Annotated in this window: 14 protein-coding genes; 3 read left to right on the forward strand and 11 right to left on the reverse strand. The window is 43.7% G+C overall.

Annotation, left to right across the window (positions count from 1 at the left end):
• The 8 genes from FH968_RS22200 to FH968_RS22235 all read right to left on the reverse strand — a co-directional run.
• On the reverse strand, positions 1-252 hold a 252-nt coding region (locus FH968_RS22200), incomplete at its 3' end, for a hypothetical protein (protein WP_139883425.1).
• 681 nt (positions 253-933) lie between these two features.
• On the reverse strand, positions 934-1,857 hold the full coding sequence (locus FH968_RS22205) for a LysR family transcriptional regulator (protein WP_189389303.1): 924 nt from the start codon (positions 1,855-1,857) through the stop codon (positions 934-936).
• Positions 1,858-2,244: 387 nt separating this feature from the next.
• Entirely contained in the window at positions 2,245-3,126 is an 882-nt protein-coding gene (locus FH968_RS22210; protein WP_139883429.1) for an OmpA family protein, read from the reverse strand.
• A gap of 62 nt (positions 3,127-3,188) precedes the next feature.
• Entirely contained in the window at positions 3,189-5,669 is a 2,481-nt protein-coding gene (locus tag FH968_RS22215) for an Ig-like domain-containing protein (protein WP_139883431.1), read from the reverse strand.
• Between the two features lie 798 nt (positions 5,670-6,467).
• Complete coding sequence (locus tag FH968_RS22220) at positions 6,468-11,594, reverse strand: Ig-like domain-containing protein (RefSeq protein WP_139883434.1); 5,127 nt, start codon at positions 11,592-11,594, stop codon at positions 6,468-6,470.
• Positions 11,595-11,841: 247 nt separating this feature from the next.
• Complete coding sequence (locus tag FH968_RS22225) at positions 11,842-13,257, reverse strand: TolC family protein (protein ID WP_189389306.1); 1,416 nt, start codon at positions 13,255-13,257, stop codon at positions 11,842-11,844.
• 26 nt (positions 13,258-13,283) lie between these two features.
• A complete protein-coding gene (locus tag FH968_RS22230; RefSeq protein WP_139883438.1) occupies positions 13,284-14,516 on the reverse strand; it encodes an HlyD family type I secretion periplasmic adaptor subunit in 1,233 nt (410 codons plus the stop codon).
• The gene (locus FH968_RS22235) at positions 14,513-16,810 is read right to left on the reverse strand and encodes a type I secretion system permease/ATPase (protein WP_139883449.1); all 2,298 of its coding nucleotides are present in this window, start codon (positions 16,808-16,810) and stop codon (positions 14,513-14,515) included. The genes FH968_RS22230 and FH968_RS22235 overlap by 4 nt, the downstream gene beginning before the upstream one ends.
• Positions 16,811-18,433: 1,623 nt before the next feature.
• Here FH968_RS22235 and FH968_RS22240 point away from each other — a divergent pair.
• Positions 18,434-18,760 carry a hypothetical protein gene (locus FH968_RS22240; protein ID WP_139883440.1) on the forward strand — a complete coding sequence of 109 codons (327 nt, stop codon included), beginning with the start codon at positions 18,434-18,436 and terminating at the stop codon, positions 18,758-18,760.
• A 341-nt stretch (positions 18,761-19,101) separates the two neighbouring features.
• Here FH968_RS22240 and FH968_RS23735 read toward each other — a convergent pair whose 3' ends face one another.
• Positions 19,102-19,275 carry a hypothetical protein gene (locus FH968_RS23735; protein ID WP_189389309.1) on the reverse strand — a complete coding sequence of 58 codons (174 nt, stop codon included), beginning with the start codon at positions 19,273-19,275 and terminating at the stop codon, positions 19,102-19,104.
• Positions 19,276-20,192: 917 nt separating this feature from the next.
• On the opposite strand from FH968_RS23735, the gene FH968_RS22245 reads away from it, so the two are divergent.
• Entirely contained in the window at positions 20,193-20,891 is a 699-nt protein-coding gene (locus FH968_RS22245) for an RluA family pseudouridine synthase (protein ID WP_139883442.1), read from the forward strand.
• 182 nt (positions 20,892-21,073) lie between these two features.
• Here FH968_RS22245 and FH968_RS22250 read toward each other — a convergent pair whose 3' ends face one another.
• Both FH968_RS22250 and FH968_RS22255 read right to left on the reverse strand, forming a co-directional pair.
• On the reverse strand, positions 21,074-21,976 hold the full coding sequence (locus FH968_RS22250; RefSeq protein WP_223271365.1) for a DUF1254 domain-containing protein: 903 nt from the start codon (positions 21,974-21,976) through the stop codon (positions 21,074-21,076).
• Between the two features lie 210 nt (positions 21,977-22,186).
• Positions 22,187-22,993: a transporter gene (locus FH968_RS22255; RefSeq protein WP_139883444.1), complete on the reverse strand. Its 807-nt coding sequence runs from the start codon at positions 22,991-22,993 to the stop codon at positions 22,187-22,189.
• Between the two features lie 456 nt (positions 22,994-23,449).
• Between FH968_RS22255 and FH968_RS22260 the strand changes: the two genes are divergently transcribed.
• Positions 23,450-25,207, forward strand: a 1,758-nt coding sequence (locus tag FH968_RS22260) for an alkyl/aryl-sulfatase (RefSeq protein WP_139883447.1), incomplete at its 3' end; no start/stop codon positions are given.

Genomic DNA, 25,207 nt, shown 5'->3' on the forward strand with positions numbered 1-25,207 from the left:
TTCGGTATTGGCATAGATACTGATAACAATACCTGCGCCGCCGTCCACGAATCCACCCAGGGTCGGAGTCAGGTCATCAGTAAGTCCCTCATTGCCGATAACACCGGTCTTCTGCCCGACATCATCCTTAACAGTGTCAATATTAACCACGCCAGGCGCTGCTGGTGTCGGGTCGAACTGGTTATCTGTGGCGGCGAGGGAGGCCAAGAGGTTGACAGATAGGGTGTTACGGTCAGTGCTGTTCTGACTCATATTTATTACCTTTTTTAGTTTTTAATCAATATTCCGTGAATTAAATACGGACCAGGAGTCCGGCAGATCGATAAAATTAATCATAACAAGCTGCGGGAAATAAATATAATTCACATAAGAGCACCGTGGAAAACCTAAAATTAAAAATAAACCTTTCAAATATTGCAACAGAAAAAATTGGCGACACATTACTTAATAAACACACACTTACCCACAAAGGAGGTCATTACATACCCCAACAGAATAGTTATATGTGACTTTATTAAAACTCAAATTCAAACAAATAAGATAATGTTAATCATTACATTGAAAGCAAAGCGTTCAGCGGCACTGGCAGTCAAAAAAATTTATGTACACTTTCGGCATGCGAAAAAAAACAAGCTTGGAAATCGGCTTGTTTTTTTGTATTTATATCATCGTAATAAATCAGGTCAAAAAAACACAACAAAATAAACAACCAATGAAAAACCATAATCATTATATATTTTCAGAATAAATCACAATAACAACCAAATTTAGCTCCAGCGCATAAATAAGTAAAGCTTATCTTTTATGCAACAGGATTGAATCAGTTTATCTAAACGACACGATGAGTGGGTGGGAACAAGGTGTAACGATGTCATCTATGTATATCAGCGCACCTATTTATCAATAGTATCCTGTAAAAAATCATTTATTAGATTATTCAACTGATTGTGATGAGATGCTATCTAATGCCGACAAACATTTTGATATTATTTGTTTTCGCCGCGCTGAACGATGGTAATGCACAAATACCGTTGAGGTCATTGTTGTCTGGAAGGGTAAGTCAAAAAATTTTACCGGCAATATTTTGCCCAAAAAAGACTCCAGATACTCCGGTACTAGCATAATGTAATCAGATAATGCACAAATCATAAATGAATTTATCGATGATGCAGAACAAATCTCAACATTACGGTTTGTTAACTCGTTAACAATATTTGCATCACCACTTTGATTCAATGTTTCATCATCTGTTAACACCCATTTTACATGTTTGCTTTCATTCCAGTCGTTAAGCGTTAGCTTGTCTTTTATTGTTGGGTGATTATTGCTAACAAGTGCTTTAAAAGGTGAGGAAAAAAGTTTTTGTGAAATGATTGAGGCATCGTTTGGAAGCAGGCCACCAATATCAATATCTATTTCATGGTTCCTGAGCTTGGCTATCCGGTTATCGTTTACGCCCGGACGATTCACAAAGTTAAAAGATATCCCCCCCATTATTTTTTCCTTACTGCATGCAGCATAAGACATCCAAAGCTCCATGAAAGTATAGGTGCTAATGGTTATCGTTCTTAATACATCATCCTCTTTAATTTTTTTTGAAAAATCAAGTCCGTCATGTATTAATGACATTGCCTTTATATATCGCTGGTTTAGCTCCATCGCAAGAGTGGTCGGAACTATGCCACTTTTAGAGCGTGTAAATATCGGATTGGATGTCATCCTTCTTATTTTATTAATTGCGTATGTTACTGATGAGGGTGACATTGACATTTTTTTTGCGGCTGCTGTTACCCCCCTGCACTCAATAACTGCATTGAGTATAAGTAAAGAGTTCAGATCAAAATCTCGCGAGCTCATTTTCGACATCCTATAATATTATTATAAACTAACATCTATCAAATACTTAAATTCCATCCAAACCACAGCAGCACTCCATATCAGAGCCACCTGGCGTGGTCAACATCATAAATTATACAAACATATTAACTTATTTCAAATTTAATAGGTACAGATGCGTTCGGAGTTTCATAAAATACCACATCACTAATTACAAAAATACAACGAATATCAAAAAGAACAAAGCGATGACAATAACACACTCAACAAATTGATTTACAAGAATAAAATCATCGCGCATTACAGCAATTAAACAAAATCCGGAGCTCGCACTATTAATTAATTAAAATATTATTTTAATAAAACAAAAGAGGCAGAGAACTTATCCTCTTTTATTCATCAATTCGATCAGTGTCGGGAAATACGTATAACGACCCGACGGTCAGGTGCATAGCATTGAATTTTTAATGTTCTGCTCTGAGACTCACACCCCGTAGCCAAAGGCTCCTTACTCCCTGAAGATGAAATAGTAACATTTTCTGTCTTAATACCATTTTCGATGAGAATATTGCGAACGGTCTGTGCACGCTTCAGGCCAAGAACAAGATTACGGCTTTCTTTACCTATTGGATCGGTATGGCCAATCACCGTGATTTTTGCATCCGGCATTTCCGTCTGAGCCAGTTTATGAATGGCTTCACGCCCTTCAGGCTTGAGGTCCCGCTCGGAATATTTACCAAAATCAAACAGCACATCACCAGACAATACATGATCAGTGTACAGATATTTACATGGTGTGACTGCTGAGGCTCGGGATAACAACACATCCTGATGTTTGGTATTCAGCAATACGGGTGTTGCCTGACTTTTCTTAACCACATTCAGTACATTCAAAGCTGATTCATCTACTTCTGCATAATAGGTTTTTCCAGTTTCAAGCATTATCTCGCGAAGATTTTCTTTTTTGCCTTTATATAACGGATCATCTCCAATGTATGCTCCCAAACTGTGGCGACCTGCTGGCACACAAAATGCGGTATACATTGCTGGCGGTAAGGCGGTTTGAAACTCACCATCGACATAAATGTCTGCATTCTTTGCTGCTTTGGACATATCCCCGGAACGGTAATACACAACCTGAGCTTGACCCGCAGCAACATCTGCCACCGGCTGATAGGCACTCTGCTGCTTATTATTTTGGTTTTCCATAGCCTGAGCCGCTGAACATATTGAGAGTGCAGCAAGTATTACAATGCTCGACGTCAGAATTTTTGTTTTAACAATAGACATAGTTTACTCCATCGCTGTTCATAATTTGAACAGCGATATTAGTGGTATTTTCAAATATTTAATTAAATGGCATGCATGTTATCGTGTTGCACAAACACATCGAGAGAGCTGTTATCGTGGTTATATACGTCATATGTCACGCCACCAGCTTGTACAGAACCTGTTTCAGTCCACTGGGCATTATGCAGTACCGTTGCGACACCCTCTGCTGACAGGTGGCTATCATTTCCTGACAGCTCAACCTGCTGGTGACCATCTTTAACAAACAGATCCTTACTTGCATGCGACAAGAGATCGTTGATATCCAGAGCGCGACTCTGAGACACCTGAACCACATTGCCAACCTGTTGCGTTGCTGTATCCAGAACAGAATGAAGGGAATAACCTTCAATTCCTTGCACTGCAGACGTAACGTCCGGAATTGCTGCATGCTGAACGGAGGAAAGTAAAAGGGGATCAACGCTATCTCCCCATTTGAAATCATCCATACGAATAGCAACATCGCTGGCGCTTTCTGCACCAACATTAATTTCTATATAAGCAATACTCTGCCCTTGCGGAGCATGCCAGTCGACAACAGCAATAGAACTTCCAACAACTGGAATATCCTGTGAGAAAATCTGTTCCCCATTAGCATCAAAATAAGCGACTGAACTTCCAGGGAAGTTGGCACTTTGCACCTTAAAACTCACCGCGTCTGTTTCACCACCAAAGTCAACCCGCAGTGACGAATTGGCCAGGGCAACCAGAGCCTGAGCACCAAAATCTGGAACCAGAAGACCCAGACCCTTATTTGTTATTTCTGTATAGGTATTTTTTGCTGAACCATCCACGCCCTCTTTCAAATAGGTCATGGTAATCCCAGAATCCAGCGTTACTGAATCGCCTACAGCACTAAACTGATATTTAGAGTCAGTATCAAAATTATCTTCGCCAGAAACTAATGGGCCAGATGGGACGGGTGGAACTGATGAGCTAGTATCAATAGTGACGGCAAAATCTGAGGAGCTGGCACTTGCCTGCCCTTCTGCATCTGTTTGCGTTGCGGTGAAATCATAGGTTCCATCGTCAAGAGCCGCTGCAGGTGTAACGCTCCAGTCACCATTGGCATCAACTACAGCCGAACCAATAACAGTGTCATTATCATAAATGGTGATGATGTCGTCTGGAATTGCACCGTTGCCAGTAATCACGGGTTTGTTGTCGTCAGTCACATCACCACTAGCAAGCTCTCCTTGCTGAGTACCAACATTATCATTGACTGTTAAAACTTCCGGTGCCGGAGGGATAACCGTAAAATTATACGGGTCATCAATACTGCTTTGATTGCCTGCGATGTCAGTTACAGTAGTCGTGTAACTATGCTGACCGTCTGCCAAAGGTGTTGCAGGAGTGAAGCTCCAGTTACCATCATCACCTACAACAGCTGTGCCAATTTCAGTGCCATTATCATAAATAGTGACCACGCCACCTGCTTCAGCTTTACCTGCATAGGCTGGCTGATTGTCATCTGTGGTGCCCTCGGGGAGGATTTCCCCCTGCACAGAACCCACATCATCGCTCAGGGTTTTATCCGTCACGGCACCTGGTGCTACGGTGTCAATATCAATGATAATTGTGTTTGAAGGAACAGATGTATTTCCATTAGGATCCTCAACCACCACACTAATATCATGCTCGCCATCACTAAGCGCATCAGTAGGGGTATAGGCCCAGGTGCCGTCGTCGTTGGCTGTGGTCGAACCGATGACCGAGCCATCAGTATCGTGGATGATAATGGTATTACCAGGTTCCACGCCGCTACCATTAAAAGTCGGTTTGTTGTCGTCAGTCGGCACGGTGGCGCTGATTTCGCCTGCGATGCTACCTACATCGTCGATAGCAGAATCCAGCGTTCCTGGTTGAACAACGACATCTGTATTCGGTGTATCTGAATTGTCTGATGTATTCGGTGTATCTGAATTGTCTGAGTTGCCTGACGTATCAGGAACATCGGTGGAATTACTCGCACTCACGTTGCTGTCATCGCTGTTATTATGATGTGCCAGTGCAACAGCAGCTCCACCTAACAGACCTAACGCCCCAAGTCCGGCTAAAAGCGGCAGATAACCAATTCCATCGGAATCAGCGGCTGCGGCATACAAACCGTCAACAGCCGCAACATTATCGTCTCCAAGCGCTAATGGAACCGGAGATGCATCATTCAATACCTGGCTATCATGGCCATACACATCAACATAATCGTGATAGGCACCGTCCTCTCCCATCCCAATGACAGTACCTGGGTGTTTGTAAAATTCCCGGATGATCAATTGCGGATGTTCTGTATCAGACCCTTCAGTGCTGATGTAGAGATCGTCACCAACCCGTTTGACCGTGATATTTTCTGGTGCGACATTGGACCCATCCTCAACAAGGATGTATTTGCCATCAGGTATACCGTCAATGGATACCGCTTCAGGTGCCGCTCCCGGTTGTAATGTGATGGTTTTTTCTACTTTTTTACCATCAATGACAACAACCTTAATTGCCTTGGATTCCACTTATAAGTTTCCTTTATATTAACTTCCCTGGGGCTTTATATTCACCCACAGGAATTAAATTAATGATGAATGTGAAATATTCATTTCTACAAACAGCCGACAATGAAATGGTGATTCCGTACTGTCAAATTTACTAATGGCCAACTCTGCAAAATAATAACCGAGGAAATACACACAATGATTCTACTTGAGCAAAATTATCACACCTAAAGACCTCTCACCAACAAACCAAATGAAATGTATTTTTTTAATAAATAGAATAACGCTATGCTAGTAATTAGCGACCTAAGCAAATGATATAGCCTGGCTATCTCCTCATCACTTCACCTGCATTCGTTCAGTTATGGCTATGAACATTTAACAACAAAGTACTTACTTTTTAATTCAAACGCTGTTGATTAGCGTTTTTAGCGCATTCCAAAAACGAACAACCTCATTCAATTCAAGTATTTAAATAAACATATTTGAATGACACCAAACATATGAAGTGATAATGTTCTTCATACAACAACACAACGCTCCCCCACAAGAACAAAGGATTTACCAGGGGTATTACAAATCAATTTCATCGTTTTTCGCCTACCTCCGTGGGCGTTTTTTTTGGCTGCTATACCTTCTTTCCAGAATTAAAAATCACGATTCTAAATACACTGACGGTTATATTAAAATAACAACCGGTAGCCGCTACTTGTCAAAAATCGATAACCACGTTTATTCTCCGTGGTTATCGATTTTTGACAATAAAAATGCCAGCCATAAAAATGGCTGGCATGTTACTACGTTATATAACCTAAGTTATCAGGAGTGCGTTGTATCCGCATGCAGATCCAAACCATGTTGAATCAAAAGCTCAGCATTAGTCCCTGCCACTGTGTAGATGTCATATGCAACACCACCACTCGTAACAGAACCATGTTGCGCCAGGCTTTCTTCATGGATACCTGCCAGCTCGACATGATCACCGGCCTGGCCCTGAATGGATACCTGAGTTTTACCGTCATCAACGAACAGATTCTGTTCACCGTGGGTAAGGACATCATTCAGGCTCAGCGCCAGAGTGTGGTTTTCCGCCACTGCCATGTTGGCATCTGAATGCGCTGGTGCAGCAACAAGCGTTGCATCCAACACCACAGCAGACGACTCGCTATCCACAGGAACAGTATCTGTGTGCGCGTCGTATTGCATAGTGGCCAGCAACGGAGTTGCTACCGCAGCATCACCCCAAACGAAGTTATCTACACGGATCAGAACGTCGCTGCCACTTTCCGGACCAACATCAATGGTCATGTAGGCGATCAACTGACCTGCTGGAGCTTCCCAGGCAACCGTGTCGACAGCCTTACCTGACTGCGGGGCAACATCTTGCGAATGCAGGAGATTACCGTCTGCATCGTAATAATTTGCCGTGGTTCCAGCATAGTTAGCACTGTTGACATCAAAGCTGACAGCATTCGTCGCCCCGAAATCAAAACGCATTTCAGAATTTGCGAGCAGCGTCATTGCCTGCTTGCCTAAATCTGGCGCAAACAACGCGGTACCTTTGGTGGTTATCTCTTCGTAAGCGTTATGGCTTGTACCATCAACACCACCTTTGGTGTAGGTCATCGTCAGGCCGTTATCCAGCGTCAACGAGTCACCGACATTAAAGACGGTTTTAGCAACAGTATCGACGTCAACAGAACCTTCGTTGATAACCCCAAAGGAGATAGGTGCACTCGGATCGCTCTCGTTACCTGCATCATCAACAACCACGGTGTCAATGGTATGCTCGCCTGGATCAAGCGGCGTTTCTGGTGTGAAATCCCAGTGACCATCAGGATCAACAACAGCAGTACCAATCTCGTTACCGTTATCACTAATGATAACAGTCGTACCCGGCTCGCCATCTCCACTAAACGTCGGTGTATTGTCGCCAGTGGTCCCGTCTGCAGGGATGTCTTTACCGGTATCATCTTGAATAACGACATCGGAACTGTCTGGAGCCACGGTATCTACAGTGAAATCAAACGGAGCGGACTTCGCACTCTCGTTACCCGCAGGATCCATTGCTACCAGCTCGATAGACTGCGCACCTTCTGACAGTGGAGTTTCTGGTTTCAGGCTCCAGGTGCCATCAGCCTGCACCAAAGCAGAACCGATAATTGCGCCATTGTCATATACGATAACCGTATTGCCAGCCTCTTGATTCTTACCAGAAATAACTGGATCGTTATCGTTGGTCACACCATTGGCATCAACGGCACCCATGACAGGATCAAGATTATCCATCACCAACAGGTTATCCGGAGCAGTCACATCAATAACATCTGGAGCAACGGTATCAATGGTGATGTTGAACGCGTCAGTAGGCTTGCTTTCACCACCCGCAGGGGTGACGACGGTAGCAGTAAAGCTGTGCGCACCATCGGCCAAATTAGCGGCAGGAGTGAACGTCCAGGTTCCATCAGTACTCGCCGTCACAGAGCCCAGCACCGTACCATTGTCATAAACAATGACTGTCGAACCGGCATTTGCCGTACCGTTGAGCGTCGGCGTTGCATCGTCAGTAACATCATTATTGACCAGCAGATCCGTAATTGGACCAACGTCATCAGCAACAGTATCCAGTGTAATAGTGCCACCCGTGGTATCAACGGTGAAATCAAACTCACTAGACGGCGCACTCTGGTTGCCTGCCGGATCGGTAGCAATCAATGTTATCTTCTGAATACCATCAGCTAATGGAGTCGCTGGTGTCATTGACCAGGTACCGTCCGCCTGTACCAGCGCAGAGCCAATTACTGTACCGTTATCGGACACAGTAATGATATCACCCGCTTCCTGATTCTTACCTGAGAACACAGGGTCGTTATCATCGGTAATCCCGTTTTCTGCAACCTGACCCTTAATTGCCCCAACAGCATCCATGATTATCAGGTTATCCGGAGCGGTCACATCGATAACATCAGGTGCTGTCAAATCGACCGTGAAATCGAATGCGTTAGATGGTGCACTCTGGTTACCTGCCGGATCGGTGGAAATCAGCGTGATTATCTGATCGCCTTCGGCGAGTGGGGTCTCTGGCGTCATTGACCAGGTACCATCAGCCTGTACCAGTGCAGAACCAATTACCGTACCGTTATCGGACACAGAAATGATATTACCCGCTTCCTGATTCTTACCTGAGAACTGAGGGGATGCGTCATCTGTTACACCATTTTCGGCGATATCACCTGTAATAGTACCCACGTCATCGAACACAATCAGATTGTCCGGCACGGTCACATCAATCGCATCCGGAGGGGTCAAATCAACGGTGAAGTCGAATGGATCTGACGGTGCACTGGCGTTACCAGCCTCATCAGTGGCAACCAGCGTAATGGCATGATCACCTTCAGCAAGTGGCGTCTCTGGCGTCATTGACCAGGTACCGTCTGGCTGTACCAGCGCAGAACCAATTACTGTGCCGTTGTCGGACACGGTAATGATATCGCCTGGTTGCTGGTTTTTACCCGAGAACTCAGGCGTAGCATCATCTGTTACACCGTTATTCGCTATCGGGCCTGTAACATCACCCACGTCATCGTTTACGGTCAGATTATCCGGGGAAAGTACATCAATGGTATCCGGTGCCGTGGTGTCGATAATGATCTCGTACGGGCCAGACATGTCACTGAGATTACCGGCTTTATCGACCGCCTGTGCGGTAAAGATGTAATCACCTTCGCCACGCTCCGGTGACGTGTAGCTCCACGCACCATTAGCATCTGCAGTCGTCGAACCAACCAGCGCACCATTAGCATAAATGTTAACTACGCTGTTCGCTTCTGCAGTACCTTCCAGTGTTGGCGTGGTGTCATTGGTTGAACCACCATTCGACACATCACCTGTAACCGGTGCTTTATCATCGGACACATTAGTGATAACAGGTGTCTCAGACGTAGTATCAACGGTGAAGTCGATAGGATCCGAGTGACCACTTTCGTTACCGTTATTCGGGTTAACTACAACGGTATCAAAACTGTGAGCGCCATCGTCCAGTGCTGCATCCGGTGTATAGCTCCAGGTGCCGTCATCCGCAACAGTGGTAGAACCGATCGCTGCACCGTTGTCATAGACAACGACAGTATCACCCGGTGTCGCATTACCTGAGAACGTCGGCGTGTTGTCATTCGTGCTGTCGCCGTCATTGATAGGTGCGATGATAGGGGCTACATCGTCAGTCAATACCTGGTCAGTCGCAGCATCCGGGGTGCTCGTATCATCCGTATTTGCCGCCACCTCATGTACGACGTAATAAGGACTGCTCGCACTCGTATTACCGGCTTCATCTGTGGCGCCAACTCTAAATGTCAGCCTGCCAAGCGCTTGTGCTGACGGATTGCGGGTCATTTGAAATTGCCACTGACCCGTACTGTCTGTTGTGGCCTGGCCAAGGGTATACCTTATCCCACCACCGCCAAACATAGTGATTGTTACAGTACTGTTCGCTTCGGAAGTTCCCGATAGCAACAACAGCCGATCATCGGTCACCCCATTATTCTCGACGTTCCCTTGTTGCACACCCACATCATCATAAATGCCAGTGATCACCGGTGCATCAATAACCGTATCCAGAGTCAGGTCAAAAACTTCAGAATGTGCCGTTTCAACACCATCAGCATCAGACGCCGTTGCGGTAATAGTGTGCAGACCCTGTTCGGCCAGCTCAACTTCCGGGGTGAATACCCAGGAACCCGATGCATCTGCAGTGGTGGAACCCAGCAGTGTTTCACCATCGTAAAGACGAATGACGGCGCTTGGATCTGCAGAACCGTGGATTTCCGGTAACGAATCATTGGTCAGGCCACCATTGGTAACATCGCCTGTCACTCCTTTCACACTATCCACAACTTCGGTAATGATTGGGGTGAGTAAATCCATACCGGTACTGATGGTATATGGCATGGAAATAAATTTAGAGTCACCACCCGGATCGCGGAGCAGCACATCAAAGGTATACTCTGCGCCAGCTTCCAGCGTAGGTACGTCGAATGACCAGGTGCCGTCATCATTTACGATTGCGGTACCTACTGGTTGGGTGTTACTGAAGATTTCCAGAATCAGCCCTTCCGCACCAGGGACACTGCCATGCAGAACCGGATTCAGGTCATCAGTGACACCACCATTGCTCACTTCAGCCTGGTGAAGACCCACATCATCCGTCACGCCACTGATGTCAATCAGATCAATATTGTCACCCGGAACAGCCAGATTATCGGTAGGTGCACCATCAGCAACATGATCAACAACGAATGGCATAGAGATAAAGATTGCATCACCGCCTGGATCTTGTAACAGAGCCTGGAAGTTATACTGAGCATCCGGATCCAGAGCAGCCGATGGCGTGAAGCTCCAGCTATCATCATCACCAACAGTGGCATGACCCACTAAGTTGGTATTGGCATAGATTTCCAGCACCAGACCTGCGCCACCATCCACATGCCCCTGTAAAACAGGCAACGTAGCGTCAGTCGCATCGCCACTCGCAAGGTCGCCCTGGCTGGTCCCTTCGTTATCTGCCGCACTGTCGACAAAAATGGCAGCATCTGAGGCGCCAGGTTGTGGCAGAGCTTGCGGCGCAGCCCCACTTTGCAAGCTAAAGGTATCAACCACCTGCATTGTATTTTCTGATACAGGCGTCATCAGCATAGAAGGGGATGCAAAATGCCCCTCGATAACAGCCGCTGGTACTGCCGACTCGGACAGGTGGATATTAAGATTGTCACCCACGCGGCTCAGATACACAGCATCTGACACACTTCCGGTATCAGTATCTGCTAACAGATATGATCCTTTTTGAACCGCTGGCAAAATAAGACTTTCAACTGATGAAGCTGTTGAATTCAGATTGTATGACACGCCGGAATTAATACCGTCCCGGGTGGTAAGAATAATACGACCCATAGTCGTCTCCTTGTAACGTTTGCTTATTCCTGGATATCAGGCGAACCTTCCATGCAAAAACGATCTACTTATCATCTTTTGCATGTATGGTAGAAATTAATCCTCAAATATAAATATGAGAAGTAAATGTTGTTTTCTAAATTTCAAAAAATCGCATAACTCATTGGCTTTATTCTTTTGCTAGCACATTCAAAGAATAAAAGAAGACTCATCGTTAATTAAAAAAATACTTTCGAAAATATAAAACTCAATTAATACCTAGCCAAGCATTAAGCTTGCCAGCATTAGAATAACTACTGAAAATATTGGTATATGCACTAAATCGGGTACTAACTTCATTGACCTGATTATTATAATGATCGCTTTCCGCTGTTAACACATCAAGCAAACTGCGTGTATTTAACTGACGCCATTGTTCAAAGAAGTCTTTTCGTACCTTATCTGTCTCAATAACCAACTGATGATATTGGCGAGATTGATCAAGCATCGATTTAACATTATGAATGCCTGAGCGGACCTTGCTGGTCAGAGAAATAGACTGTTCACTGATTTTTTCCGCAGCAGCCTGAGCACGTAATGCAGCAGCTTCTTCGGCAGCATTCGCTGAACCACCTCGAAATATTCCCCAACTGACATTCAAATAAGTTTGCCATGCTTCTTCATAGGCTCCCTTGTTAATGGGAACTGTTTTTGTAACGACCCATTCAAGTTTTGGCAGGTCACTGGCTTTCACTGCTTTTGCGGACTCCAGCTCAGCCAGCGCCTGATTCTCAGCCTGAACAACTGAAGGATGATGCATAACGTCTTTTAACAGATCATCCGGGTGATCCAAATGTAAATCCCATAGTGCCGATGAAGGTAAATCATCGTATGAAGAGATTCCTGTCAGTTTTTGAAGCGATATTTCAGCATCACGCATTTTAGACTCTGCGCTATCTCGCGAAGCTTCAGCTTGCAACAGGCGTGCCTGTGCTTGTGTCAATTCACTCACACGGCCAGAATCGACCTTACTGATGTCCCCTATCATTGCGACAAGTTTTTGCATGCGAATAACAAAACTTTGGCTGAGGTTATAAATTGATTTTTGCTTGGCTAACTCTGAAAGCAAAGAGCACACCTGATAAGATGAATCCTCATATTGTGCCTGATAGTTAGCATTAGCAGCCTCTGCCGTATATGACTTGCTTTTGATAGTTTTACTGTTATAGCCCCAATCAAAGACGGGTGTTTTCATATTGACAGAAAGGCCGTTGGTCATGTTTTGTTTATCTACGCGAGCTCCCGAACCAAATTGTACAGGGCTGGATTGCACCCCAATATCAACTTGAGGATAACGTTGTCCTTCAGCCTGTTTAACATCTGCATTGGCAGCATCGTAAGTCGATAAAGCCTCCCGCAATTGAGGTGTATAGTTTTTAGCTGCCAAAGCAATTCTTGCCAGATAAGATTTTACACTCTGAGAACGAATCGAATGATTAGCTGCCACAGAATCGCCGGCAGTGATAAATTTATTATCACGATTATTTTGCCAGGCATCGTTGTCATAAAAATCTGACTTATAATCAGAATTTTTGATGCTCGCAAATGCAGACGATATAAACATGGAATTATATGAAATAAAGCACAGCATTAAAAAAGACTTCACTTCTTTGGATCTATTCATTTTAAAAACCATCACTTGTATTATATCTATCGTTCACGGAATGCTTCGCGAGCTTTGAAAATAGGCTTCAGGAGATAATCAAGGATGGTTTTCTCACCCGTTTTAATCTCTACTTTGGCTATCATTCCAGGAATAATTGGCAGCACTTTATCTTTGACATGCAAGCTGCTTGAATTTGTGAGTACCATCACCTGATAATAAGTATCGTCCGGACGACCTTTAGCCTGCTGTTGCTCATCTTTTATCGTACCGGGACTGATTTGTTGTACTACGCCCTTCAACCCGCCATAAATGCTGAAATCATAGGCTGTGATTTTTACCGTTGCGGGTAAGCCTGGCCGCAGGAAGGCCACATCAGCAGGTTTAACTTTCGCTTCAACCAATAGCTGATCCTCCAGCGGAACAATACTCATAATATGTTCACCGGGCTGAATAACGCCCCCGAGGGTATTAAATTTAATATCCTTAATCGTCCCTTTTACAGGCGCTCGAATGACTGTGCGGTTCAGAATGTCCTTGCGTCCAATCAGCGTCTCTTGTGCCTGCGAAAGCTCTAATTGCAGATTAGTCAGTTGGGAATTGGCATCAGCTCTGAATTTGTTCTCTTTTTCTACGATTTGAGATTGAAGATCAGTTGCCTGCCGGCGCGTACGCAATAACTCAACTTCCGACATTAACCCTTGCTTTACGAGTGGCAACGCAAGGTTCACTTCTTTCGCGGTTAGATCATAACTGTGCTGCAATGCTTTAATACCGGAGTCAAGGTCATGCTTTCGACTCTTATATGCCTGCGTCTCCTGACGAATAACTTCAGGGTCAGTGACAGATTTTCTAAAACTCAACGGCTTGTTATAAGCCTCAGCGGTGAGACGATCGATGGAGCCCTGTAAACCCACCACCTTTGACAACGTCTCTTTATAATTTGAGTTTGAACGAGTGGGGTCGAGCCTCAAAAGAATTTCATCTTTTTCAACGACCTGCCCTTCAGAAACAGACATTTTTTCCAGAATCCCGCCTTCAAGGCTTTGGATGACCTGCTCACGGCTTTTCGAAATAACTTTTGCGTCCCCTTGCGTTATCTCTTCAACTCTCGCGAAATGCGCCCAAATCAAACCACCGGCAAAAATCGTAAAAATCAAATACAGGACTATTTTGGAACCTGGTGTTGTTTGTGAGAGGAGTGACTCTCGTACATCATTCATGAACGCTGCATCTTCAGCACTTATGACATCGTCATTTTTCTTTTTCGATAGCTTCATTGCGCAACCCCTCCCACTTCTTTTTCTACATTAACAGCCGTTGTGGTTGCTTTTATTTCTTGAACTGGAGCCGGTTTGTTTTTTGCCTCTGGAGAGACTGTTTTGTTGTTTCCAGACAATGACGCCATGACTTTTTCTTTGGGTCCGTCAGTAATAATTGCTCCGTCATCAACAACGATAATCCGATCAACCAGCGTTAAAAGTGACGGACGGTGGGTCACAACAACGAGTGTCTGACCCTGTGTTGAATTTTTCAGATGAGCAATAAACTGAGCCTCAGTTTGTGTGTCCATTGAGCTGGTTGGTTCATCCATTAACAACATCGAAGGACAAGCAATAAGGCTACGAGCTAAAGAAACAAGCTGGCGCTGTCCCCCAGAAAGCCCCTCACCCATTTCACCAATCGGTAAGTTAATGCCCATCGGATGTCGAGCGGCAACCTGATCAAGCCCGGTGAGTTTCAGAACGCGTAAAAATTCTTTTGCTGTCGCTGAAGGACTACCAATAAGGATATTTTCACGTAATGAACCGTAGAAGAGTCGTGAGTCCTGGCTGACGAAACCAACCTGGCTTCGCCAGTCAGCCGGATCAATCTGTGTAACATCCAGACCATCCGCAAAAATCTGACCTCCTGTCGGTGAATACAATCGTGCCATGACCCGCAAGAGCGTGGACTTTCCACTGCCAATTTTCCCGAGGATTGCAACGCGTTCACCAGGATTGATGACCATATTAATTTTTTTCAGTACGGGACGGACAGGCTGCATTGGCGGAGCCGGATAACCAAAATCGACATCCCTTAGCGTCATCTGTCCTCTCAGCGGAGGTTCTGGCAGATAGTCCACTTTGGCATCACGATCAACCGGCATTTCCATCAATCGATTCAAAGAACTGAGCGCTGCTTTTGCTTGTTGAAAACGAACAGCCAGCCCAACAATTTGGCCAAGTGGCGCAGTGGCACGGCTTGCCAGCATAACGGTACCGATAAGTGCACCTTGAGTCAGCTTGCCATCACTGATCAAATAAACACCGCAAATGACAATAAGCACAGTTTGTAGTTGTTGAAAGAAAGCAAAACAACCCGTAGCCAGTGCTGATAATCGTTTTGATTTCATGCTTGTATTGGCTGAGAGCGCACTGAAATTTTCCCAACGACGTTGCATGTAAGACTCGCCACCAACGGATTTCAGCGTCTCCAGACCTTCAATAGACTCAATCAGCACACCTTGCTTAAGTGAGGTCTCACGTAAGTTTTCTTTCATTACCCGGGACAGAGGCCACTGAATAAGTACGCTGATGGTCACGATGATGGGTAAAAGAATAAGAGGAATAAATCCAAGCATTCCACTTATAGAAAAAATAACCCCAACAAAAAATAGAACAAATGGGATATCAGCAATGGCAGAAAGCGTCGCTGACGTAGCAAAATCACGAACAGATTCAAACTCTCTAAGTTGGTTAGCAAAGGCACCGGAGGATGCGGGCTTGTTCTCCATTTTTATTGATAACATTTGCCGAAACAGCATGGTGCCAAGAATCAAGTCCGCTTTCTTACCTGCAACATCCAATAAATGTGAACGTATATAGCGCGACACTGCTTCAAAGACCATTGCAAAAATAACACCTGCAGCCAATGACCATAACGTTACAAAAGCTTGATTGGGTACCACTCGGTCATAAACATTCATGGTGAAAAATATACTTGCGAGCGTCAGGACATTGATCAGTACAGTGGCTAGAGCTGCACTGCGATAATAACGACGATAACGCCAGATAGTACTCAAGAGCCAATGCCCTGGAGCGGCAACATCAACATCACCAATACGATTATCATATTTCGCATTAGGTTTTATCAGAATGGCAAATCCCGAGTAACAGCCCTGCATCTCTTTGTCAGTTATTTCTACGGCATCATGGCTGATTTCAGGGAAAATAACGGTAAAAACGTATGATTTTCTTTCCTTATCTTTCTTATCTTTTCTCTTATTAAGAAAAATGCACGCACCTTCATTCTCTTTTCTCAGGAGTATGATCGGTGAAAGTTGTTCGGGAAGATTGTAGATGTCACGTTCAACCAAACCTGCCGTAAAGTCTGCGTTTTTCAATGCCTGTAAGCTTTGCTGGGGAGACAGAAATCGCCCTTTGGGTAACCCCGCCATTAAAGCTCCTTCAGACATATCTTTATTGTAATACTTACAAACCCATGACAGAGACATAAGTAGCGAATCATCTATCGTTGCTTTAGCTTTTTCATTATTTTGTATATGTAACTCATTCTCTACTATCTGTTTCATAATCACATAATCATCCAATACTGTGTTGTTTTTCACCCCGCAATAACCTTGTATAAAAACAACAATCACAATTACCACAAGGAAATTACCACACCACTATTAACGCTGATGCCACTCAGTTTAGATCTGCTCGAAATCATATGAATAAGAATCCATGAGAATAGGCCACCAGTCCATTTCGATGTGTGAGTTTGTTAATTTCATTTTAAGAAAAGTATCAATAAAACAATCAGATAGAAAGGAGGCGCTTTAGCAAAACATCTTCTTAAGCAAAGTAATTCACTGCGCCAAATAACACATCTAAAAAATAAAAATAATATTTTAAATAAATAGCATAATAGAATTCAAATCTTATCACTTTATCTTCGAGAGATATTAAATAACCTTGCCTTTTTGGTGATTCAGGATAAATTCTATCGATACCAGATTATTAAATGACAATGTATTCTGTCGTGATTATATTGAATCTCGACGGTTTTCCTGGTTAGTTTTTAAGCCTGGCACCAGAGTATTGTTCACAAAGGAAGCATAATGCACATTTTCAGTTTCAAATCGTTGACCAGGATTGACTTGCTCTAGCAATCTGTATGGAGAAGTCTAATTCAGCTCAACTTCTGAACCATTAACTTCACTCTGAAGTTGCTGCGTGTAAGCCAACGAAGATATTGCAATGACACGCTTTAACGGACATCTGCTCAGGACGAACAGTGTTGCCATTAACAACATAGTTGTTTGCCAATACATTAATGATGAACGCCATGGAAACGGAATCCCTCACGGTAAATGCTACTCATTGCTTTCAGCAGTACATTATTTCCCAGTAGTACAACCTCACCTGGGGAAATACTGAAATTTATATTCACCGTATGAATATAAAAATATGATTAATTTTAAATAAAAGGCCACCCTGCATTTTCATTGCTTCAGCACACATATATTCCACTCGTAACGGTAATTCGAGCAACGCTATAAAAACAACATACTGAAAACATATAATGTATCTGCATGGCACTCAAAAAAACAGCAGAACAGCTACACATAACATTCTAAAAAAGATAAGGCATATTTAATGAGTATTATTAGCGAGTATCATTTGCAGCAAATACACAAATCATTTCCTGAAATTACAATTCTACAGTTTGAAGTTGTAGTTATGTATTCAGCAGGATTTAAACAATCTGAAATAGCCAAGTTAAAGAAAGTAAGTCGCCAATCAATATGCAAAACCCTTAATGAATGCAAGGGTAAATTTAACCTGGAAAACATTGAGCAAATACGCTGTATATTTTTAACACGCATACTTCTGTGCATGGATATATAAAATATTTATATAAAAATTATCGCTGATAGGTCATGTGGAAAAATCAATATCAGCGAAATTGATTATTATCAATTTACAGTTAACAGATGATTAGCTGTCGTCATAATATCACCTATAAACAAGTGGTTAAGAAAAACTTGAATACGCAAATAACTTCACTTATAATGAAGTGTACTTAAATATTAAGGCTTTGACTTTTGCATTATATAACCCAGAAAAATAAAAATAGGGATAGGTAACAATATTAAATAATTACTGGTGTTATTTTAAATAATATCCCACAATCAATTACAGGTGAGTAGATGACTGAAAAATTCAACATAAATCTCGGCATTGAAATTAACTCAATGAAGGATAGGATAGATCATCTCATGTCATTTCTGAATGATATAGGATGTGATGACATTCCCAAAATTGCATCTGACATATACAGACTTGATTTGTTAATGAAAAACTCACTTACTGAAAGTTCGCCAGTAAACAAAAATGATATATTTTCTTTAGCTGTCAATATAGAAAGTGAAATTATTGAAAGAGTTTATGTTCTTGATGAAGTTAAAAGGACACTCAGCGATATTCTTTACTCATTAGACGATATAACATCAGAAGATGTTTCATTGCAGAATTAATATAATACTATAGAATTTCCAGCATTAATAATCACACCAGGGATTTATTAATGCATGTATTATATTCAATCAAACAGCTTACCAAAAAACAATCAATTAGTCCTCGATGGTTCGGCACACTAAAATTTAGCTCATGAATGAAAGTTTCATACGTAAATTTATCAGGAATTATACTGAAATGAGCGTACGAAAATTTATTAACCTACAGCAATCATGCCAGCTACTAATTGGATTGCTATTTAAACAATAGCAATCCAACACTCAAACAGCAAAACAATATTTTATACGTAACTGTTCATTTTCCTGCTCATAAGAATACAAAATGAAATATCACTTCACCATCATTTATTATTACAGAGGTTTTTCTTCAAAAACTCAATTTTCTCAGTTTGTCTTCTCAATTCTAATACTTGTAAGGCATGATAAACTTCATCATCTCTCAGCTCAAAACTCTTCATAAGCCTCACATCCTGAAGTAGCATTTCTATTTCATCCTTTAAAACCAATGATCTCATATTTAGCTCCTTAATATCGTGTAAAAATTGATTGCAATTATTCACAATTCCAAAATAATTAATAGAGTACGTTATCTACAACGTCAAACAAAACAAATCATGCTAAATTGTATTTTTCATATTTTAGAGGAAAGCCAATTCACTGCTGGCCTCAGGAAATCATGTCTTTTTAAAATGCTTTTCGTAATATCAAAATAAACAATGTGCTATTTAGTTCGCGGCAAACGGGTGTCACTGAACGTTCTGTTCTGCAGATTCGGTGCTATCACTGCTGGTTTCCCTCCAACCGGATAACGACATCAGCTTGGGGCTGGTACCAGAACTGGCTCCGCGCATTAAATTCTTCATGCCAACCTAATGCAGAGATACATCCAGGATGAATCTTACATATATATGACGAAAAAACATGGTGGGGTTTTCCTGTCAGGCCTAAAACATATGAATGCCTGTAATTTTATTTATTCAAATTACGTATTTTATCTTACTTGTTGATACAGATTGATTAATTATGATAATTTCATTTAAGAGGATGCAATAGTATATGCTTTTCAATCCTTCTGACATTCAGAATTCCGTTTAATGAATACAGAGCATTTAATGCAATCGAGCCTTCTATATATCATTTAAGCTCTTTAAGAGCGTTACTGAAATAATATATTTAACGCTACGGGACGCCATGGAAAGAATGATTTTAAATGGAAACTAATAAAACGAACCGTATGGCCATGAGATTCTGTAAGTATCTATGTAATCCGGGCCATTTACTTTTAGAGTTCTTCCGACATACTGATTATCTCCCCCCGCGGTAAGCAATGACCATCAACTACACCAGAGCGATACGCTGGAAGTAACAACGCATTCGTCAGCCAGCTTAAAATTCGTTATCATCCGTCCCCACTCTCCGCCCTGGTAGCCTGATGTCTGCGATTATCGATACCTTTATTGCCCCGCCGTGTCATGACGAGATCGAAATTCTCTATCAGGACGATCACCTGGTGCTTATCAATAAACCCGCAGGGCTGCTTAGCCTCTCGGGGAAAAATCCGCAAAATCTAGATTCGGTGCATCATCGGCTAGTACAGATATTCCCTGGCTGCACCCTGGCCCACCGTCTTGATTTCGGCACTTCCGGGCTGATGGTGATTGCCCACAATAAGGCTATCAATGCCGCCCTCTGCCAACAATTCAGCCAGCGTACAGTGACCAAAGTATACAGCGCACTGCTCTGCGGGCATCTGGAGGACAACGAAGGGGTGATAGACGCAGCGATAGCCAAAGACCCGGCACTGTTCCCGTTGATGTCACTATGCGCAATCCATGGTAAGCCTGCCCGCTCCGGCTATCAGGTCATTGAACGCTTTTATCAAGAGCGAGAAGACGGGACGTTATTGCCATTAACGCGGGTACAATTAACCCCGGAAACCGGGCGTACTCATCAACTCCGCATCCACTGCCAGCAGTTGGGTCACCCTATTTTGGGCTGCGACTTGTATGGCGGGATCCTGCTACCAGGTACAGAACGGACACCGCGTATGATGCTGCACGCCAGCGAATTGCATTTTGTTCATCCCATCAGCAAAGAGTGGATCAAAGCTCGTAATACCAGTCCGTTCTGAATGCGTAAGTACCTATAACAATACCGCTGCGAAGACGGTCTGGTGGCACCATATTGCATATGGACATGCTTAATCAGATGTCTTTTATCGTAAAATCCAAGCTCCCTCGCGGTTAATTAAAATAGCGGTATTAATATACAAATATTATATTTTCTCGTTACTCCCCAGTTGATTGCTTATATCTATTCATGTTTTACATGTGTTGATCCAGGAGCCTCCCCTTCTGGTATTAAACGTTTATACAGCGGGTAGATAAATCCAAAGTCATCAAGTCCACGCACATAACTCCAGCCGCCTCGTTCTTCTGAGGTACTAACCAGAGTAGAAACTGCAACAGTCGGTGCATCAGCCAAACCACGCTTCACTCCATCCAGCATCGGCTGCGCTATCTTCTCAGAGTCGAATCCTTCGCTGGTCAAACCAAAGCGACTGAATTGCCCAAACAATCCTTTATCCTGAGGTTTGACCGGATTTTCTTTCAATGCAGCAGATAATAAGCGGAAGAAATCCAGACCATCGTTTTTAAGCTCAGGTAATGGCGGGAGCGTGTCCGAATACACTTTTCCGCTCAATGATTTTAGGGTGAATTCTTTTTGCAACGCATGCACCGGGGCCATATCTTCGCCCTGTTTCGCGCTCAAGCGGCCCCATAGCCATATCTTATTGGTGGACACATGCAGAACAGTGGCATCTGTCGGCAGTTTTCCTTGCCAGCCTGGTGGAACGAATACATATTTCCCGGGCTTAGTGCCCGTGGTTCTTCTGCCGATGTAATGTTCAAGTTCTTGCCACATATTAAAGACATCCACAACGTAGTAGCGGTCATGGGTATCAGGCACAGTCAGAATATAAGGCTCATCAAGTTTAACGACAGCACTTAAATACAAGGTGTCGTTATTTGCCGTTGGCATATCTTTCGCTGCGGGCGTTGCCAGCTCAGTGGCCCAGCCAAGCTGGTTCAGTGGTGCACGATAACTGGTGGCAGGTTTCAGTGAAGGAACGTCGGTATATTCACGTACTACTTGTTCCATACGCACAAGCGGATAACCCCCAGTTCCAGGCGAAAACAGATGAGCTGTAACCATCCGTCTCCAGCCCTTTTTTGATGACATCCGGAGTCCCTTGTAGTTTGAGCAAGGGATCTTCATATTTTTGAGTACCATCAGCAAAGACACTACCATTCATCGCAATAAGCCCGGTAAAGAACAGTGCTTTTACTATCGGTTTAACAGCAAATATAAAACTCTCCTGGGAATTATCTTTAAACGCTAATTTTTTGACTATTGCGCAGATGTTTATTGGGGAAACAGGAAGGTCAGATTTAATCGGATACCCAATCCTTCCGGCCCCGTTTCCTCTGGGGTATGAACCCAATAACGAAATCCTCCACCAAATTGAATGATCTGACTGCCAATTTTGGTGACTTTAGTGATATTGAAATTGACAGGCACGGACCACTGATCCTGAGTCCAGTCGTAAGTGGATTCAGAGTTAAATGAATAAGAAATCGCATCTGGGGTGGTATAGGAAACAAATGGCTGGAGAAAAGTGGCATTAACACTTTTTCGACTCTGTTCTCCGGCGTAATCCCAAATATGATTAGCCAGACCGCCATAGGTCCAGGGACCACTCTGTTTCAACAGAACCGCTGTTGGACCTGCCCCCCATTTCTTACCTGAAAGTGCACTGTCCGTACCGGTTGGAAGTAGCAAAACCGGTCCTACCCCCCAAATTAGCCCGCTTTGTGTGGGGGATTTTGGTGAGTAAAAAAAGCTCTGTACCACATCACCCATCCCCGCTTGATCTTCACCTTCGCCAGTAACATGGCTCTGGGAGCTGAAGGGTAATATGGTTCGACTGATAATATTGGTCTCATCATTAAGTGTAATAGGGATGACGGGTTGAACATTTAAAAGGGTACGGGTGCCATTATTGGGGCCTACCTGATCATCTACATTGAGCTGGAAAGGAACGCTAATCAAATTCGCGACGGGGTTACTCAACTGCTTAGCCAGACCAGCGCCAGATTCATCTGCAAATCCAGGCAGCGAATACAGTGCAGCGGGTAGAGCCAGGAAAACTACTTTTTTCTGTGCATTCATTCGCCTCATCAAAAAAAACGTAGCATTACCCTACAAAAGGAGAAGCAAACGGTAATTTGACCCAGAATGAAACCCGAGACGATAAGAATTACCCCCTGAAACTGTTTAACTGTAGTGCTATACCTGATTGGTTGCAGAAAATTTGATGTTTTTCGCTGAGAGCGAGAAGCTGAAGTTAACCTCATACGTACAGAATTTGTCTGTCAGAAAGTCTTTATATGTGAACGATATGAATATGTATTTCCGGTATATACAGGTGGGGTACTTTTAGTCGAACCGTCAATGTGAAATTTTAAATATTTTGTACCCATACATGGTGAATTGTAACTCTCTGGTTATATTTAAAAAACGTTTCTGACTTGTGACAGCTAATGTCATTTGAATTAACGAATTATATCTTGAGGTAACTACTTGAAGAAATAGAGTAGTTAGAGGGTTTTCACAGGAGGGTTACAAATGAGACTTAAGTTGCTCGTCAAAAGTCTTGCACTTGCAGGGCTACTTTCTTCCACTGCACTGACACCACTGTTTGCGCAGGAAGCGGCAAAAGGTGCTACGGCTTCAACAAAGCAAGCAAACGATGCACTTTATAATCAACTTCCTTTCTCCGATAACACCGATTTCGCAAACGCCCATAAAGGTTTTATCGCGGCTTTACCCCAGGACGTTATCAAGGGAGAACAAGGGAATGTTATCTGGGATCCGCAACAGTACAATTTTATAAAAGAAGGGGAAAAATCCCCTGACACCGTTAACCCAAGTCTCTGGCGTCAGTCGCAACTTATCAATATCAGCGGCCTGTTTGAAGTCACAGATGGTGTTTACCAGATCCGTAATCTGGATTTATCCAACATGACCATCATTGAGGGTAAAGAAGGCATTACCGTGGTTGACCCGCTCGTTTCGGCTGAAACGGCAAAAGTGGGCATGGATTTATATTTTAAAAACCGTGGCAAGAAACCTGTCGTCGCCATCATTTACACCCATAGCCACGTTGACCATTACGGCGGTGTACGTGGCGTTGTCGATGAAGCGGATGTGAAATCCGGTAAGGTAAAAGTTTATGCGCCTGCTGGCTTTATGGAAGCCGCCGTTGCTGAAAATATTATGGCCGGGAATGTCATGAGCCGCCGCGCCAGCTACATGTACGGCAACCTTCTGAAACCAGAAGCAACAGGACAGGTTGGCGCTGGTTTAGGTACCACGACGTCTGCGGGTACCGTTACCTTGATAGCACCTACGAATATCATCGAAAAAGATGGCCAGAAAGAGGTTATCGATGGCCTGACTTACGACTTTATGCTGGCTCCGGGTTCGGAAGCCCCTTCTGAAATGCTGTGGTACATCGAAGAGAAAAAACTCATTGAAGCCGCAGAGGATGTTACCCACACCCTGCATAATACCTACTCCCTGCGCGGTGCGAAAATTCGTGAACCGCTACCGTGGTCCAAATACATCAACGAAGCTATCGTTCGTTGGGGTGACAAAGCTGAAATTATTATGGCCCAGCACCACTGGCCGACCTGGGGTAACGACAACGTTGTTAGCCTGCTAAAAAGCCAGCGTGATCTGTATCGTTATATCAACGACCAGACCCTGCGCATGGCAAACGAAGGTCTGACCCGCGATGAAATTGCAGCCAATTTCAAGCTACCGGACAGCCTTGCGAAGACCTGGTCCAGTCGGGGTTATTACGGCTCCGTCAGCCATGACGTGAAAGCCACCTATGTGCTTTACCTCGGCTGGTTCGATGGCAACCCGGCAACGCTGGACGAACTGCCACCAGAAGAAGCGGCTAAGAAGTTTGTTGAGTATATGGGGGGAGCCGATGCGATTCTTCAGAAAGCTAAAACCGACTTTGACCAGGGCAATTACCGTTGGGTCGCTCAGGTTGTAAGCAAAGTCGTGTTCGCCGACCCTAATAACCAGAATGCCCGTAATCTCGAAGCTGATGCACTGGAGCAACTGGGTTATCAGGCCGAGTCTGGCCCATGGCGTAACTTCTATCTGACGGGTGCTCAGGAATTGCGTAACGGTGTGGTTAAAGGGCCAACCCCGAATACTGCGAGCCCGGACACCGTTCGCGCGATGACTCCAGAAATGTTCTTCGATTATCTTGCTGTACATATTAATGGTGAGAAAGCCGGTAATGCCAAAGCGGTGTTTAACATCGACCTTGGCAATGACGGTGGCAAGTACAAGCTGGAGCTTGAA

Source organism: Buttiauxella sp. B2, from assembly GCF_006376615.1.
GTDB lineage: Bacteria > Pseudomonadota > Gammaproteobacteria > Enterobacterales > Enterobacteriaceae > Buttiauxella.